Origin of the sequence: Acetobacter lambici, assembly GCF_011516885.1 — a bacterium.
GTDB classification, from domain to species: domain Bacteria; phylum Pseudomonadota; class Alphaproteobacteria; order Acetobacterales; family Acetobacteraceae; genus Acetobacter; species Acetobacter lambici.
On record NZ_WOTD01000010.1, the window covers coordinates 44,066 to 58,443 of the forward strand.

The 14,378-nt window shown below is 61.3% G+C and carries 12 protein-coding genes; 4 read left to right on the forward strand and 8 right to left on the reverse strand.

All coding sequences use genetic code 11. The features are described 5' to 3' along the window. Nucleotides 1-33: 33 nt before the first annotated feature. On the reverse strand, nt 34-1,023 hold the full coding sequence (gene galE / locus GOB86_RS06995; RefSeq protein ID WP_165991642.1) for a UDP-glucose 4-epimerase GalE: 990 nt from the start codon (nt 1,021-1,023) through the stop codon (nt 34-36). A gap of 366 nt (nt 1,024-1,389) precedes the next feature. Between galE and rfaD the strand changes: the two genes are divergently transcribed. The 3 genes from rfaD to GOB86_RS07010 are packed head-to-tail and all read left to right on the forward strand — an operon-like array spanning nt 1,390 to nt 5,095. After that, complete coding sequence (gene rfaD, locus GOB86_RS07000) at nt 1,390-2,403, forward strand: ADP-glyceromanno-heptose 6-epimerase (RefSeq protein WP_165991643.1); 1,014 nt, start codon at nt 1,390-1,392, stop codon at nt 2,401-2,403. 60 nt (nt 2,404-2,463) lie between these two features. Next, a complete protein-coding gene (gene rfaE1, locus GOB86_RS07005) occupies nt 2,464-3,918 on the forward strand; it encodes a D-glycero-beta-D-manno-heptose-7-phosphate kinase (RefSeq protein WP_165991644.1) in 1,455 nt (484 codons plus the stop codon). Further along, on the forward strand, nt 3,911-5,095 hold the full coding sequence (locus GOB86_RS07010) for an AGE family epimerase/isomerase (protein WP_165991645.1): 1,185 nt from the start codon (nt 3,911-3,913) through the stop codon (nt 5,093-5,095). The genes rfaE1 and GOB86_RS07010 overlap by 8 nt, the downstream gene beginning before the upstream one ends. A gap of 97 nt (nt 5,096-5,192) precedes the next feature. Here GOB86_RS07010 and GOB86_RS07015 read toward each other — a convergent pair whose 3' ends face one another. Both GOB86_RS07015 and alr read right to left on the reverse strand, forming a co-directional pair. Then, nucleotides 5,193-6,449 (reverse strand): D-amino acid dehydrogenase, encoded by a 1,257-nt coding sequence (locus tag GOB86_RS07015; RefSeq protein ID WP_165991646.1) that lies wholly within the window; start codon nt 6,447-6,449, stop codon nt 5,193-5,195. A gap of 29 nt (nt 6,450-6,478) precedes the next feature. Continuing rightward, complete coding sequence (gene alr, locus GOB86_RS07020) at nt 6,479-7,624, reverse strand: alanine racemase (protein WP_408737343.1); 1,146 nt, start codon at nt 7,622-7,624, stop codon at nt 6,479-6,481. Between the two features lie 128 nt (nt 7,625-7,752). Between alr and GOB86_RS07025 the strand changes: the two genes are divergently transcribed. After that, entirely contained in the window at nt 7,753-8,214 is a 462-nt protein-coding gene (locus GOB86_RS07025) for an Lrp/AsnC family transcriptional regulator (RefSeq protein WP_165991648.1), read from the forward strand. An 86-nt stretch (nt 8,215-8,300) separates the two neighbouring features. Here GOB86_RS07025 and rbfA read toward each other — a convergent pair whose 3' ends face one another. Genes rbfA through rimP form a run of 5 tightly spaced genes read right to left on the reverse strand, consistent with a single transcriptional unit; the run spans nt 8,301 to nt 14,255 of the window. Then, complete coding sequence (rbfA, locus tag GOB86_RS07030) at nt 8,301-8,765, reverse strand: 30S ribosome-binding factor RbfA (RefSeq protein ID WP_165991649.1); 465 nt, start codon at nt 8,763-8,765, stop codon at nt 8,301-8,303. Further along, entirely contained in the window at nt 8,762-11,437 is a 2,676-nt protein-coding gene (gene infB, locus GOB86_RS07035; protein ID WP_165991650.1) for a translation initiation factor IF-2, read from the reverse strand. Before infB ends, rbfA begins: the two co-directional genes overlap by 4 nt. Next, on the reverse strand, nt 11,434-12,084 hold the full coding sequence (locus GOB86_RS07040; protein WP_165991651.1) for an RNA-binding protein: 651 nt from the start codon (nt 12,082-12,084) through the stop codon (nt 11,434-11,436). The genes infB and GOB86_RS07040 overlap by 4 nt, the downstream gene beginning before the upstream one ends. A 14-nt stretch (nt 12,085-12,098) precedes the next feature. Beyond that, a complete protein-coding gene (nusA, locus tag GOB86_RS07045; protein WP_165991652.1) occupies nt 12,099-13,646 on the reverse strand; it encodes a transcription termination factor NusA in 1,548 nt (515 codons plus the stop codon). A gap of 30 nt (nt 13,647-13,676) precedes the next feature. Further along, on the reverse strand, nt 13,677-14,255 hold the full coding sequence (gene rimP, locus GOB86_RS07050; RefSeq protein ID WP_165991653.1) for a ribosome maturation factor RimP: 579 nt from the start codon (nt 14,253-14,255) through the stop codon (nt 13,677-13,679). Nucleotides 14,256-14,378 lie beyond the last annotated feature (123 nt).

A 14,378-nucleotide genomic window follows, 5' to 3' on the forward strand; every position in this document is an offset into this window, starting at 1 on the left:
ACACGCGGCCGCGCACGCCCTTCGCCCCACACGTTAGTTGCTGCCGTATCCGCGCGGATTTTTCTCACGCCACCGGAAGGCGGTTTCCACAATCTGGTCCAACTCCCCCAGTCTGGGCTGCCAGCCGGTTTCCCTGCGCAGTGTGGTGGAATCGGCTACCAGCACTGCGGGGTCACCCAGCCTGCGCGCGGCTGGCTCCCACGGCACCTGTAGCCCGCTCACACGCGCAACACTGCGGATAACCTCCAGATTGGAATAGCCGTGGCCATTCCCCAGATTGTACACAACGCTGCGCGTGGCAATCTGGTCCAAAGCCCGGATATGCGCATCCGCAAGGTCCGTGACATGAATATAATCGCGGATGCAGGACCCATCGCGCGTTGGGTAATCCGTGCCAAACAGTTTGAGTGCGGGTCTGCGGCCCAGAGCGGCATCAATGGTCAGCGGGATAAGGTGTGTTTCGGGGCCGTGGTCCTCCCCCGCGCGGCCAAGCGGGTCCGCCCCTGCGGCGTTGAAGTAACGCAGGCAGGCACTGCGCAGCCCGTATAAGCTATCGGCCCAGTGCAGCACGCGCTCGATCATGAACTTGCTCTCCCCATAGGGGGAGCCGGGCTGGACCAGAGCGGTCTCGGCAATGGGGTCGGCCCGTTCGGGGCCACCAAACAGGGCCGCCGTGGAGGAAAAAACCAGTTTTTTAACGCCGTGCAGCGCACAGGCCTGCACAAGGTTGATCCCGGTCAGGTAATTCTGGCGCAGGTAATGAAAAGGGTCCGCCATGCTCGCCCCAACCAGCGAGAGGGCCGCAAAGTGCAGAACACCATCCCACGGTTGTGCGGCCACAACATCCACCGTGGCCTGATAATCCATCAGGTCCACATCATGGATCGCAACCCCGGCGGGCACCGCACCCCTGTGCCCGGTGCTGAAATTGTCCAGCACAGCCACCTCATGCCCCGCGTCCAGCAACGCCAGCACAACGTGGCTGCCCACAAAACCCGCACCCCCGGTTACCAGATACCGCACTCAAATTCCCCCACGTTAAACACTCTTACGCTTTGAGGCCCCCCGCACTGCCCTCACCCAGCCCGGTCTGGCAGGTGGCGGGCATATGCCGGTAGGGCAAAGCGCCCTCCAATGGACTGTCCATACCGGTCCGCTCCGCCTTAATCCAGAGCACGCGGCCACATTAACTGTTCCCACGTTACGAACCAGTAATGGGCGTTGGAGTTGTATTTGCCTGTTCCTGCCTGTGCAATTAGTATTGGTTCTGGCTGGGGTCCCCATGGGAGTGTCCGCTTTTTTGAACCATCGTGCATAGACACAGAACACAGAGTTGGCGCCTATGACCGTAACAGTCCTTCCATTTTTTAGTCCGGTGCCGTGCTGACCATGGCCAAACGTCTGATTGTAACCGGTGGCGCCGGGTTTATTGGCAGCAACATCATCCATGCGCTCAACCAGCGTGGGTTGAGCAACATTATTGCCGTGGACAACCTGACCAATGGCGACAAGGCGCTTAATCTGAGTGACCTTGCGATCTGTGACTACGTGGACAAGGACGTGTTCTATGACGCCCTGCTTGACGGGCATTACGGGCCAATAGACACCATTTTTCATGAAGGGGCGTGTTCGGCCACCACCGAGCATGATGGCCGCTACATGATGGCCAGCAATTACGAACCCAGCAAAAAACTGCTGACCTACTGCCAGCGCACGGGCACACGCCTGCTTTATGCCTCCAGTGCCGCCACCTATGGCGCGTCCACCAGCTTTACCGAAGACCCTGCCCACGAAAAACCGCTGAATGTTTACGGCTATTCCAAGCTGCTGTTTGACCAGATCGTCCGGCGCGCCCTGCCGGGCCTTGGAACGCAGGTTGCGGGTTTTCGCTACTTTAATGTGTATGGACCGCGCGAGCAGCATAAAGGCGGCATGGCGTCCGTGGCGTTCCACAACTTCAACCAGTTCATGGCCGATGGCTGCGTTCGCCTGTTTGGGCAATATGGTGCGTGCCAGCCGGGCGAGCAGATGCGTGACTTTATTGCCGTCAATGATCTGGTGGCCACCAAGCTCTGGTTCTTTGACAACCCCGGACAGAGCGGGGTGTTCAATCTGGGCACGGGCCGGGCGCAGCCGTTTAATGATGTTGCAGCCGCCGTGGTCAACACCGTGCGCGCCCACCGCAACCAGCCCCCGCTTGATCTGGCGGCAATGGTGCGCACAGGCGTGCTGGAATACACACCCTTCCCCGACAAACTGCGTGGCCGGTACCAGTGTTTTACACAGGCGGACATGCGCGCCCTGCGCGGAACAGGCTGCAATGTAGGGTACGCGGATGTGGCACATGGGGTCGCGGATTATGTGCGTCACCTCCTGCGCGCCCAACCGGGCCACACACCATGACCACCCCACCAACCCGGCCCCCCTGCGGGCTTTTATCCGCCCCAGCGAGCATGATCCTCCATGATTGAAAATTTTGAATTCGGGCGTCTGGTCGTTATTGGAGACCTGCTGCTGGACCAGTACGTTTTTGGAACAGTGGAGCGTATCTCGCCCGAGGCCCCTGTGCCCGTCCTGCGCAAGGCGCGCCAGAGCGCGGTCCCCGGTGGGGCGGCCAATGTGGCGGTCAACGCAGCGGCACTGGGCTGCACGGTCAGCCTGATTGGCGTTGTGGGGGACGATGAGAACGCCCAAACCCTGCGCCACGCCCTGAGCACATGGCCCAACATTAACGTGGACGGGCTGGTAACGGAGCCCGGATGGGCCACCATTTCCAAAATGCGGGTGGTCAGCGGGCACCAGCAGATCGTGCGGATTGACGATGAAACCCTTATCGACTTCTCCCCCACCACCCAGAGCAGCCTGATCGCGCAGGGCATTGCCGCCCTTAGCAACGCGGATGTGCTGATCTGCTCGGATTACGCCAAGGGTGTTCTGTCCGACCCGGTGTTGCAGGCCGTTATCGGGCATGCACGGGCCAGCAACATTCCCGTTATCGTGGACCCCAAGCGCAAGACCTTTGCCGCCTATCGCGGGGCCAGCCTGATTACCCCCAACCGGGCGGAAATGGCGGTTGCCACGGGCCTGCCCCTGCACACGAACGAGGAGGTGGAACAGGCCGCGCGCGTAGCCTCCGAACAGTTCGGGGGGGATGTGCTGATCACCCGCTCCGAGGAGGGCATGACCCTGTGGCAGCGCAACGGGCATATCCGCCATCAGGTCGCGCGCAAGTCCGAGGTTTATGATGTCTCTGGCGCGGGGGATGCGGTGGTCGCCACCATTGGCAGTGTGCTCTCCGCCGGGCAGGATCTGGATACGGCCATTGTTATTGCCACGGTCGCGGCCTCCATTGCCGTAAGCAAGCTGGGCACGGCAGCTGTAACCCGGGCCGAACTGGGCGAGGAGCTCAAGGAGGACAACCTCGATACGGGCCTTATCGCCACATGGCCGCAGGCTATCGCGGTCATGCGCCGGTGGCACCAGCATGGGGCCAGTGTTGTGTTCACCAATGGTTGTTTTGACCTGCTGCATCCGGGGCATGTCTCCCTCCTGCACGCGGCGGCGCAAAAGGGGGACAAGCTGGTTGTAGCCATTAACAGCGACGCCTCCGTCCGCAGGCTAAAAGGCCCGACCCGACCCGTGCAGGACGAAATGGCCCGCGCCACCGTCATCCGCGCCCTGCGCGATGTGGACATGGTGGTTATTTTTGATCAGGACACACCGCTGGAGCTGATTACCGCACTCAAGCCCGATGTGCTGGTCAAGGGGGCGGACTATACGGAGGACACCGTGGTCGGGGCGGATGTGGTCAAGGCCGCCGGAGGCCGGGTGGAACTGGTCTCGCTGGTGGAAGGTTGCTCAACCAGCAATCTGGTACGAAAAATGAACACACCCCACGCCACCTCCTCCAATGCCTGACGCCCCGGCACAACCCGCCCGCCACCCATGGCGCACATGGCTGGTGGGGCACGCACTCCCCTTGTGGAGCGGCACTGGCTACAACCCCGCCCGCCACCTGTACCATGAGCGGCTGACATTTGACGCCACCCCCCTGCCCGTGCCCCACCTGCGCCTTATGGTGCAGGCCCGCCAGATTGCCACCTTCTGCCAGGCCAGACTGGATGGTGTTTTTAACGCAGCAGACAACGCCCTGCGCACACTGGCGGAAGTGCAGGCGCGCTACTGGCAGGCGGATGGGCAACCGGGCTGGGTCTTCGCACTGGGGCCGGATGGCCGCCCCTCCAGCACCGTGCGCGACCTGTATGCCCACGCCTTTATCCTGTTCGCCCACGCATGGGCCTACCGCCTGAGCGGTGACCGGGCACTGCTAACCGTCGCGCAAAAAACCGTGGAGGACGTGGAGCGCATTTTTCACGCCCCCCATGGCGGTTTTGCCGATGCCGTGCCAGCCCCAGACGCCACACGCCGCCAGAACCCGCACATGCACCTGCTGGAGGCGTATCTGGCTCTTTTTGAGGTCACAGCGGATCAGTTCTATCTGGACCGGGCACGACCACTGGTCGCACTGGCCCTCGACCACTTTATCAGCCCACATTCAGGCCTGCTGCTGGAGTTTTTTGGCCCCGACTGGACGCCGTGCAAGGCCTATGGCCAAAACCCGGTGGAACCGGGCCACCTGTTCGAGTGGTCATGGCTGCTGGGCACCTATGCCCGCCTCCACCCCACGGATGCGCAGACCACACGCCTGCGCAATGTTGCCGGGCACCTGTTCCAGTCCGGCAGGCAGTATGGTGTAACCCACCAGCTTGTGCGCGACGGCATAATGGATGATGGCACGCTCACCCACACCAGCACCCGCATATGGCCCCAGACCGAACTGCTGCGCCTGCTGGCAAGCAGGCAGACAGAGGGCACAAACCACGCAGCGACAACGGCAGCAATGGCGGAGGCCGGGCTACTGCACACCCTGAGCCGGACTTTTTTGGCTACCTTTGCGCCAGCACATCTGCATGGCGGCTGGATCGACCGCATGGACGCAGACGGTACCGTGGCGGTGGACCACATGCCTGCAAGCTCGCTTTACCATATTTACGGCGCGGCAAGGGCGCTGCTGGCACTGCCCACGCAACCCTGAACACCCCGCCCCCAACACCTTGCGCGGCGTAAAGGGGGCACGGCCCACACAACAGACCGCCCAGCAAGCCCCCCGCTCTGTGCGGGGGAGACTACTCTTAGGGCCGGTAGCGGAAGAGGTTCAGGTCCTCATAGGCAATGTCGGGCTTACGGTTGGACATAATATCCGCCAGCACACGGGCCGACCCACAGGCCATGGTCCAGCCCAGCGTGCCATGCCCCGTATTGGTGTACAGGTTGTCCAGCCCGGTGCGACCGATAATGGGCGTGCCGTCGGGGGTCATGGGACGCAGGCCGGTCCAGAACTGGGCGGCGGGCACGTTGCAGCAGTTGGGGAACAGGTCGGTAACCGAATGTTCCAGCGTTGCCCGGCGGGGGGCGCGCAGGCGGGTGCTAAAGCCCGCCAGTTCCGCCGTACCGCCCACACGCACCCGGTCACCCAACCGGGTAATGCCGATTTTAAAGGTCTCGTCCATAATGGTGGAAACCGGGGCACGGGCGGCATCGGTAATATCCGCCGTAAGGGAGTACCCCTTGACCGGGTAAATCGGCAGGTCCAGCCCCAGAGGCCGCACAAGGGCTGGGGAAAAACTGCCCAGTGCCAGCACGTAGCTGTCGGCCGTAAGCACCCCACGAGATGTTTCCACCCCGCTAACACGCCCGCTTTCGCTCCGGATCTTGCGGATATCGGTGCTGTACAAAAAGGTCACGCCCGCAGCCGCGGCCATATCCGCCAGACGCTGGGAGAACTTGAAGGCATCCCCCGTCTCGTCCCCCGGCAGGCGCAGACCGCCTACGAGTTTGTCTGCCGAAGGGGCCAGCCCCGGTTCGGCCTGCACGCACTGCGCGGTGTTCAGTTCCTCGTACGGCACGTTGTACTGCTTGAGCACGGCAATATCCTGCGCCACGCCGTCCATCTGCTTTTGGGTGCGGAACACCTGCAAGGTGCCCTGCTGCCGGTCGTCATATTCAATGCCGGTTTCACGGCGCAGGTCGCACATGACGTCGCGGCTGTATTCGGCCAGCCGGACCATGCGGCCCTTATTGCGGTCATAGGCCGGGGTGTTGCAGTTTTCCAGCATCTGCACCAGCCACTTCCACAAATGCGGGTCGGGCATGGGCCAGAACACAAAGGGGCTGTACTTCATGAACAGCCATTTGACCGCCTTGAGCGGAATACCCGGCCCGGCCCAGGGGGAGGAATAACCGGGGGACACCTGCCCCGCATTGGCAAAGCTGGTCTCCAGCCCGGCACCGGGCTGACGGTCCACGACCGTGACCTCATGCCCCGCCTGCGCCAGATACCAGGCGGTTGTTACACCCACAACACCACTGCCCAGAACAAGAACCTTCATGATCCTACTCTTTCCCTGCTGTTCTGCCCTCAGGCAGTGCGCGTATAATTGCGATGATAGCGATGCCCGAGCGATGTCAGGACTTCGTAGCCGATCGTACCTTCGGCGCGGGCCACATCGTCCACGCCGTATGTGTCGTTCAGAAGGTCCACCATGCCGTCAGCCTCAAGCTGGCCTTGCGGAATGGCGGAAATATCCACGGTCATGGAATCCATGGAAATGCGGCCCAGTATGGGCAGGGGCAGCCCGCCAAACCACACAAGACCATTGGCGCGGGCGCGCACAAAACCATCCGCATAGCCCACGGCAATGGTAGCCACGCGGCATGGCCCCTCGGCCTGCCATGTCAGCCCGTAACCCACGCGGTCGCCCTTGCTGAGTGTGCGGGTCTGCAACACATGGGCCTTAAGCCCCACAACCGGACGCAGGGGGTTGGGTTCGTCCGGGTGAGGAGCCACGCCATACAGTGCCGCACCGGGGCGGACGAGGCCAAAATGGTAATCCGGCCCCAAGAATACACCCGAGGAAGCCGCAAGGCTAAGGGGGGCAGATACGGGTAGCTGGGCCGCATACGCCACCAGCCGGGCAGCCTGCTCGGCATTGGCAGGGTTTGCCCGCTCATCCGCGCAGGCCAGATGGCTCATGACCAGTTGTACATCCAGCCCATCCAGCAGGTCGGGGTTTGCGGCAATCTGGGCCACATCCTGCGTGGACAGGCCAAAGCGGGACATGCCCGTATCCAGTTGCAGCACAACGCCAATACGCCGCTGCTGCGCGCGTGCCACGGCACGGACCCAGCCAATCTGTTCCAGACTGTTCAGCACCGGGCGCAGATTGTGCGCCAGACAGGCTTCCACCGCATCGGGCCGGGGGCCGTGCAATACGGTAATGCCCGCCTGCGCACCCACATGCGGGCGCAGGGCCAGCCCCTCGTCCACATGAGCAACAAAAAACTGCGTAGCCCCGGCAGCAGCCAGAACTGGCGCCACCTGTGCGGCCCCCAGCCCATAGGCATCGGCCTTGACCACAGCCGCGCACACCGCATTGGGCGCGCGGGCCACGACCTGCCTGTAATTATGGGCCACCGCGTCCAGATTAACGCTCAGGACCGCTCCAGCGCGTTGTGCGGGCCAGCCAGCATGAACGGGGGTGGGTGCATGGGTCACGACAAATATCCGTTCTGTTACGGTATCAGAATTTTACCGCACTCTTTATGGCATATCCTGCCATTATGGTGCATGATCTGGGCGTTTTCTTTTTATTTTTGCACAATATTGCGCCAAAAGGCCACAAAAGACAGATTATGCCAGACCGCATTAATGAGGCCATACTCCGCCACCTGCGCCATGATGGCCGCCTGAGCAACGCCGAGTTGGCCGAGCGTATAGGACTTTCGCCCTCAGCCTGCCTACGCCGCGTTAAAATGCTGGAAAAAGAGGGAGTTATACGCGGGTATCAGGCCATTATCGCCCGCCGCAACGCGCCCCCCGTGGCCACGGTTATTGTGCAGATCACACTGGAACGCCAGACCGAGGAATGCCTGCGCCGGTTTGAAAGCCGCATCCGCGAATGCCCGGACGTAAAGGAATGTTACCTGATGACGGGAGATGCCGACTATCTGCTCCGGGTAGAAGCGCGCGACATGCAGGATTACGAACGCATCCATAAGGAGGAATTGTCCCGCCTGCCCGGCGTTGTGCGGATCCAGAGCAATTTTGCCATCCGCCCCATTGTGCAGCAGGAAAAAGGGCAGACTGGCGGGTAGGCCGGAAGAGCCAAAAAAAACCTGTCAGGGTGCCCCCCAACAGGTTCTTCAAAAAACGGCTTTTAAGCCTGCATTTGCAGATGAACTCAGTCTTCGTCCGGCTGGTTCTTATCCGCGCTGCCAAGGTCACGCTGGACTTCGGGCAGACGGAGCAGCGAATCCACATGCATGGCCGTATCCAGTGCTGTATCGGGCTGGAAGTGCAGCTCGGGCACCGTGCGGACGGTCAGCTTGTGGGCAAGCTGTGTGCGCAGCCACGGGGCAACCCGCTTGAGACCGGGCAGAAGTGCTGCCACATCGCTCCGCCCCAGCCGGGTAACAAACACAGTGGCATGCTTGAAGTCAGGCGCAAGTCGTACTTCGGTCACTGTAATGGCAACATCGGACAGATCCGGGTCACGGAATGTGGTGCGGGCGAACAGTTCCGCCAGAACGCGCCGCACTTCTTCCCCTACCCGCAACTGCCGCTGCGATGGGCCAGATGAGGAAAGACCGGCGATGTAGTCCGCCGGTCCCCCTGTTTTACTGCCTGATCCTTGGCGACGACTCATGCTGGAATTAACTCGCTTTCAAAGCATTCCACCACATCGCCTTCGCGCAGATCGTTGTAGCCTGCAAAGGAAAGACCACATTCGTAACCTTTGGTCACTTCCTTCTGGTCGTCCTTGAAGCGCTTGAGCTGGCTCAGATCACCTTCATGGATCACCACGCCATCACGCAGCAGACGCACGCCACAGCCACGTTTGACAACACCGTCGGTTACAAAGCAACCGGCCACCTTGCCAACCTTGCTGATTTCGAAAACCTTGCGGATTTCGGCGTAGCCAAGGAACTTTTCGCGATGCTTGGGTGCCATCTTGCCACGTACGAGCAGCTCCACGTCGTCCGCCACCTGATAGATGATGGAGTAGTAGTGGATGTCCACCCCTTCACGCTGGGCCAGAAGCCGCGCCTGAGAGGTTGCACGCACGTTAAAGGCGATAATGACCGCATCCGACGCCTTGGCAAGCTGCACATCACTTTCCGTGATCTGACCGACCGAGGCATTCAGGACGCGTACGCCCACTTCTTCGTTAGCCAGCTTGAGCACTGTGGTCTGGAGTGCTTCGGCCGAGCCCTGCACGTCCGCCTTGATAAGGACAGACACTTCCTTTTGCACACCGGCCTGAATACGGGCCAGCATCTGATCAAGCGTGCCACGGGCGGCAACCTGCCCGGCAACCTGATGTTCCTTCAGCTTGCGCTGACGGAACTCGGAAATTTCGCGGGCACGGTTTTCGTTTTCCACGACCACAAACGGTGCGCCAGCAGCGGGAACCCCGGACAGACCCAGAATTTCCACCGGCATGGACGGACCAGCAACGTCTACCTGACGACCACGATCATCAACCAGAGCGCGCACACGGCCCCACTCAGCACCGGCGACCACAATGTCACCCTTGCGGAGCGTACCTTTCTGCACCAGCACGGAAGCAACCGAACCGCGACCACGGTCCAGACGGCTTTCAATAACCGCACCTTCGGCTGCGCGTTCCGGGTTAGCCTGAAGTTCCAGAATTTCCGCCTGAAGCAGAATACCTTCTTCCAGCTTGTCCAGCCCGGTGCGCTGGCGTGCGGACACTTCAATGTCCATCACGTCACCACCCATGGATTCGACCACAATCTCGTGCTGCAGCAGATCCTGCCGCACGCGCTCGGGCTTGGCACCCGGCTTGTCCATCTTGTTGATGGCAATGATCATGGGCACATTGGCCGCCTTGGCGTGCTTGATGGCCTCGATCGTCTGCGGCATCACGCCGTCATCAGCTGCCACCACCAGTACGACCACATCCGTAATGGACGCGCCACGGGCACGCATGGCCGTAAAGGCCTCATGTCCGGGTGTATCCAAGAAGGTGATCTTCGCACCGGATTCCAGTGTGACCTGATAAGCCCCGATGTGCTGGGTAATGCCACCGGCTTCACCCGCTGCCACGTCCGTGGTGCGCAGTGCGTCCAGCAGGGAGGTCTTGCCGTGATCGACATGCCCCATGATCGTAACCACGGGCGGACGGGGCTGCATATCGTCGGTCGCGTCTTCCACGCCTTCAATACCCAGTTCCACATCCGCTTCGGACACGCGGCGTACGCGGTGGCCGAATTCTTCCACCACCAGTTCCGCCGTATCGGCATCAATGCTCTGGGTTACGGTTGCCATAACGCCCATTTTCATGAGCGCCTTGATCACCTCACCCTGACGGGCCGCCATACGGTTGGCCAGTTCCTGCACCGTAATTGTTTCGGGCAGAATAACGTCACGCACAACCTTGACCTGATCGGATCGCAGGCGTTCCAGTTCGGCCTGACGGCGCTCACGTTCACGCTGGCGGCGTACGGAAGCGAGCGAACGGGTTTTGTCGTCATCCCCTTCAATCGCGGCCTGCACGTCAATCCGGCCTGCACGGCGGCCACCACCGGTGTCCCCCTTACGGCCACTGTTGTTCTTGCGTGGCGGCACGGCCTTGTTACGGGCTGGGCCACGGCGCTGCTCTTCCTCACCTTCGGTGCCACGGCCACTGCGCAGACGCAGGGTCTGGGCTGCACTGGCGTCCTTTTCCGCTGCGGGAGCCGCAGCAGGAGTGCGCGCAGGTGCCGCAGGCTTGAGCGGCTTGGCAGGCATGATCGCACGCTCGGCCAGCGGGCGCAGACGGCCAGCGGGGGGAGCGAGCGTGACTTCACCGGGGATCGGCACGGCGGACACAACAGGCGCCTTGACCTCGATCGGTTTGATCGAATCAATACGGGCCTTGCGGTCGGCATCGGTCGCGGCGGCCTCTTCGGCCTCGCGCTCTTCAGCCAGACGCTTGTCCTCTTCTTCCTTCCGGCGCGCTTCCTCAGCGGCGGAAAGAATACGAATCTTCTCGGCTTCGCGCCGTTCGGCATCACGCCGTTCGGCGTCTTCTGCCTCTTTTTTCTGTTCCTGAAGCACGCGCTGGCGCATTGCCAGTTCGGCTGCGGTCAGGGTACGGCCGCCGCCTGCGCGGGAACCACCGGAGCGCCCACCAGCGCCAGCCGGGGAAGGACCACGTTTTTTACGCACTTCCACCTGCACGACCTTTGAACGGCCATGACTGAAACTTTGCCGCACGGACCCGGCATCAACCGTCCGTCCGACCTCCGGACGCCCTGCCGGCCGAAGGGACAAACGCCCCTTACCCTGATCCTGATCCTTGCCTTCGCTCATTGACCCGCCTGTTCACACCCATCCGCCGGAAAGGTCCGGCAGACCCGGGGATCGCCAACGGCCACCCCCGCAAAACGTCTGTTTTCACAACAAAGACGCGTAGCCAGCCCGCCGGCCGCCAGCGCCACATTCACAACACGTTCACGCCCAAAAACCTTAGCCAGTTCCTCGGACGACAACGCATCAACGACAGGAATATCCCGACCACCCGATATCAGGCGGTCCAGTTCTTCCCTGCTTCCGTCCGATGCGTGAACGATAACAGCAGCACGACGCTGCATAACCCATTCGCGCACCTTAACGAAGCCACTAATGGCCTGACCGGCGCGTCGTGCCAGCCCAACCACTTCTATCATCCGCCGGTGCAGACCTACTTCCACCTGAGAGAGAAGATCTTCCGGCACCTTGACCTGCATCCGCGCAGAGCGTGCGAACACGCCGCGTTTGCAGGCCTGTTCTATCACATCCCGGCGGGCACTCAACCATATTCCCCGTCCCGGCAGACGCGCGTCCAGATCAGGGACGACTATGGATGAGGGTGAGATAACAAACCGCACCATCTGAGCCGGAATGCCTTCCTCCCGCGTGACTGCGCACCTGCGGAGGCTGCCCTTCTCTTCTGCTGCTGGCAAGAAATCACCACCCACCCTGTATCAAGGCCTCAGACGCCTGCCCCGCCTTCTGGCTCGGCTGAAGGAGTTGCACCCGCTTCATCCTCAAACCAGTGCGCACGCGCTGCCATGATAATCTCATTGGCTGCGTCTTCTTCTATGGCATCCGCCCCCAGAATTTCGACCAGCTCATCGCCGGCCAGATCACCGAGGTCGTCCAGAGTTTTTACACCCTTTTCACCCAGTGTCACAAGCATCTGGTTGGTGAACACACCCATATTTGCAATATCGTCGGTAACACCAAGCTCCTGGCGGCGCTCATCCAGCTTTTCTTCCTGCCGGACAAGGTGGCCTTCGGCACGCTGTACCAGTTCCTGCACGACCGAGTCGTCAAACCCTTCGATGCCCACCAGTTCATCGGGGTCGGCAAATGCCAGTTCCTCGATGCTATGGTAGCCTTCGGTCACCAACAGGCCTGCAATCACATCATCCACGTCCAGTGCTTCAACGAACTGGCCGCTGCGACGACGGAATTCTTCCTGACGGCGTTCTGATTCTTCCGCTTCGGTCAGAATATCAATGTCCCAGCGTGTCAGCTGGCTGGCCAGACGCACGTTTTGCCCACGCCGACCAATGGCGAGGGAGAGCTGGTCGTCAGGCACAACAACTTCAACGCGCCCGGCTTCCTCGTCCATCACCACCTTGCTGACTTCAGCAGGGGCCAGCGCGTTCACCACAAAGGTGGCGGCCTGCGGGCTCCAGGGAATGATGTCGATTTTTTCGCCCTGCAATTCGGCCACAACGGCCTGCACGCGGGAGCCGCGCATACCAACGCAGGCCCCGACGGGGTCAATGGAGGCATCGCGCGAGATCACGGCCATTTTAGCGCGGGACCCGGGGTCACGGGCAACAGCCTTGATTTCGATAATTCCGTCGTAGATTTCGGGCACTTCCTGCGCGAACAGCTTGGCCAGAAAGGCCGGATGCGTGCGGGAGAGGAAAATCTGCGGGCCGCGCGGTTCGTCACGCACATCATAGATGTAGGCGCGCACGCGGTCGGAGTTCCGGAATGTCTCACGCGGGATCAGTTCATCGCGGCGCAGCAGCGCCTCGGCGGAACCGATCTCGACCAGCAGGTTGCCGTATTCGGTCCGCTTGACGGTGCCGTTCACGATCTCGCCTACGCGGTCCTTGAATTCGTTATACTGGCGTTTACGTTCATATTCACGCACACGCTGCACAATAACCTGCTTGGCGGTCTGGGCCGCAATACGCCCGAAGTCGATCGGGGGCAGCGGGTCGATCAGATATTCGCCAGCCTGAATTTCGGGGCGGAACTTGCGGGCGATGGAGAGCGCGATCTGCGCATCTTCATTTTCCACCACGTCCACAACTTCCGTCCAGCGGGAGAGGCGTACCTCGCCCGAACGGCGGTCGATTGTGGCGCGAATGTCCTTTTCGTGCCCGTATTTGGCGCGGCCAGCTTTCTGGATGGCCTGCTCCATGGCCTCCAGAACCTCTTCACGATCAATGCCCTTTTCGCGCGAAACAGCGTCTGCCACCAGCAGCAGTTCAGGACGGGAAACGGAGGTATCCATGCTCTCAGCTCTCCAAAACAGGCAGCTTTATCAATGCACCTTGGAAGCAGGGGGCTCTTTTTTGCCATCCTGCTCCACACCTGCATCCGATGCAGGCTGTACCATACGGGCGCTGTCTTCAATCAGCGCATCGGTCAGCACCAGTCGCGCCTTGCGGATTTCGGCCAGTGGCAGAACCACCTCGGTACCGTCATCCAGGCGCATACGGGCCACTGTTCCATCGGACCCCAGAGAAACACCGGCAAAACGACGCCGCCCTTCAATGGGGACCAGAACTTCCGCCTTGGCCTGATGCCCCGCAAAACGGGTCCAGTCCTTGGCACGTGTGAGCGGACGGTCGATTCCAGCGGAGGACACTTCCAGCGTCCATGCCCCCGGAATGGGGTCTTCCACGTCCAGCACAGCGCCAACGGCGTGGCTGATTCGCTCACAATCCTCAACATTGATCAACATTCCGTCCGCCCGGTCAGCCATGATCTGCACCGTGGGCCGCTCACGCCCAAGCACCGCCACACGCACAATTTCATACCCCATTTCCTCTACGGCAGGAGCAATCAGTGCAACAAGGCGGCCCTCAAGGCCAGAATGGGCAGAAAGATCATTGTCCAAAGCAAAAAAGGCGGCCCTTCTAAGGCCACCCCCCGAAACGTCATTCAAATTGAGAAGGATGATGGCTTATCTAGTGCACTCAGGCGTAGACTGCAAGGGCAGAAACCACCCACGCCCTGTTTG

Bases quoted from the DNA above. Each gene is read 5' to 3' on its own strand.
- rfaD (WP_165991643.1), top strand. From the start codon at position 1,390: ATGGCCAAACGTCTGATTGTAACCGGTGGCGCCGGGTTTATTGGCAGC.
- rfaE1 (WP_165991644.1), top strand. From the start codon at position 2,464: ATGATTGAAAATTTTGAATTCGGGCGTCTGGTCGTTATTGGAGACCTG.
- GOB86_RS07010 (WP_165991645.1), top strand. From the start codon at position 3,911: ATGCCTGACGCCCCGGCACAACCCGCCCGCCACCCATGGCGCACATGG.
- GOB86_RS07015 (WP_165991646.1), bottom strand. From the start codon at position 6,449: ATGAAGGTTCTTGTTCTGGGCAGTGGTGTTGTGGGTGTAACAACCGCC.
- GOB86_RS07025 (WP_165991648.1), top strand. From the start codon at position 7,753: ATGCCAGACCGCATTAATGAGGCCATACTCCGCCACCTGCGCCATGAT.
- rbfA (WP_165991649.1), bottom strand. From the start codon at position 8,765: ATGAGTCGTCGCCAAGGATCAGGCAGTAAAACAGGGGGACCGGCGGAC.
- infB (WP_165991650.1), bottom strand. From the start codon at position 11,437: ATGAGCGAAGGCAAGGATCAGGATCAGGGTAAGGGGCGTTTGTCCCTT.
- nusA (WP_165991652.1), bottom strand. From the start codon at position 13,646: ATGGATACCTCCGTTTCCCGTCCTGAACTGCTGCTGGTGGCAGACGCT.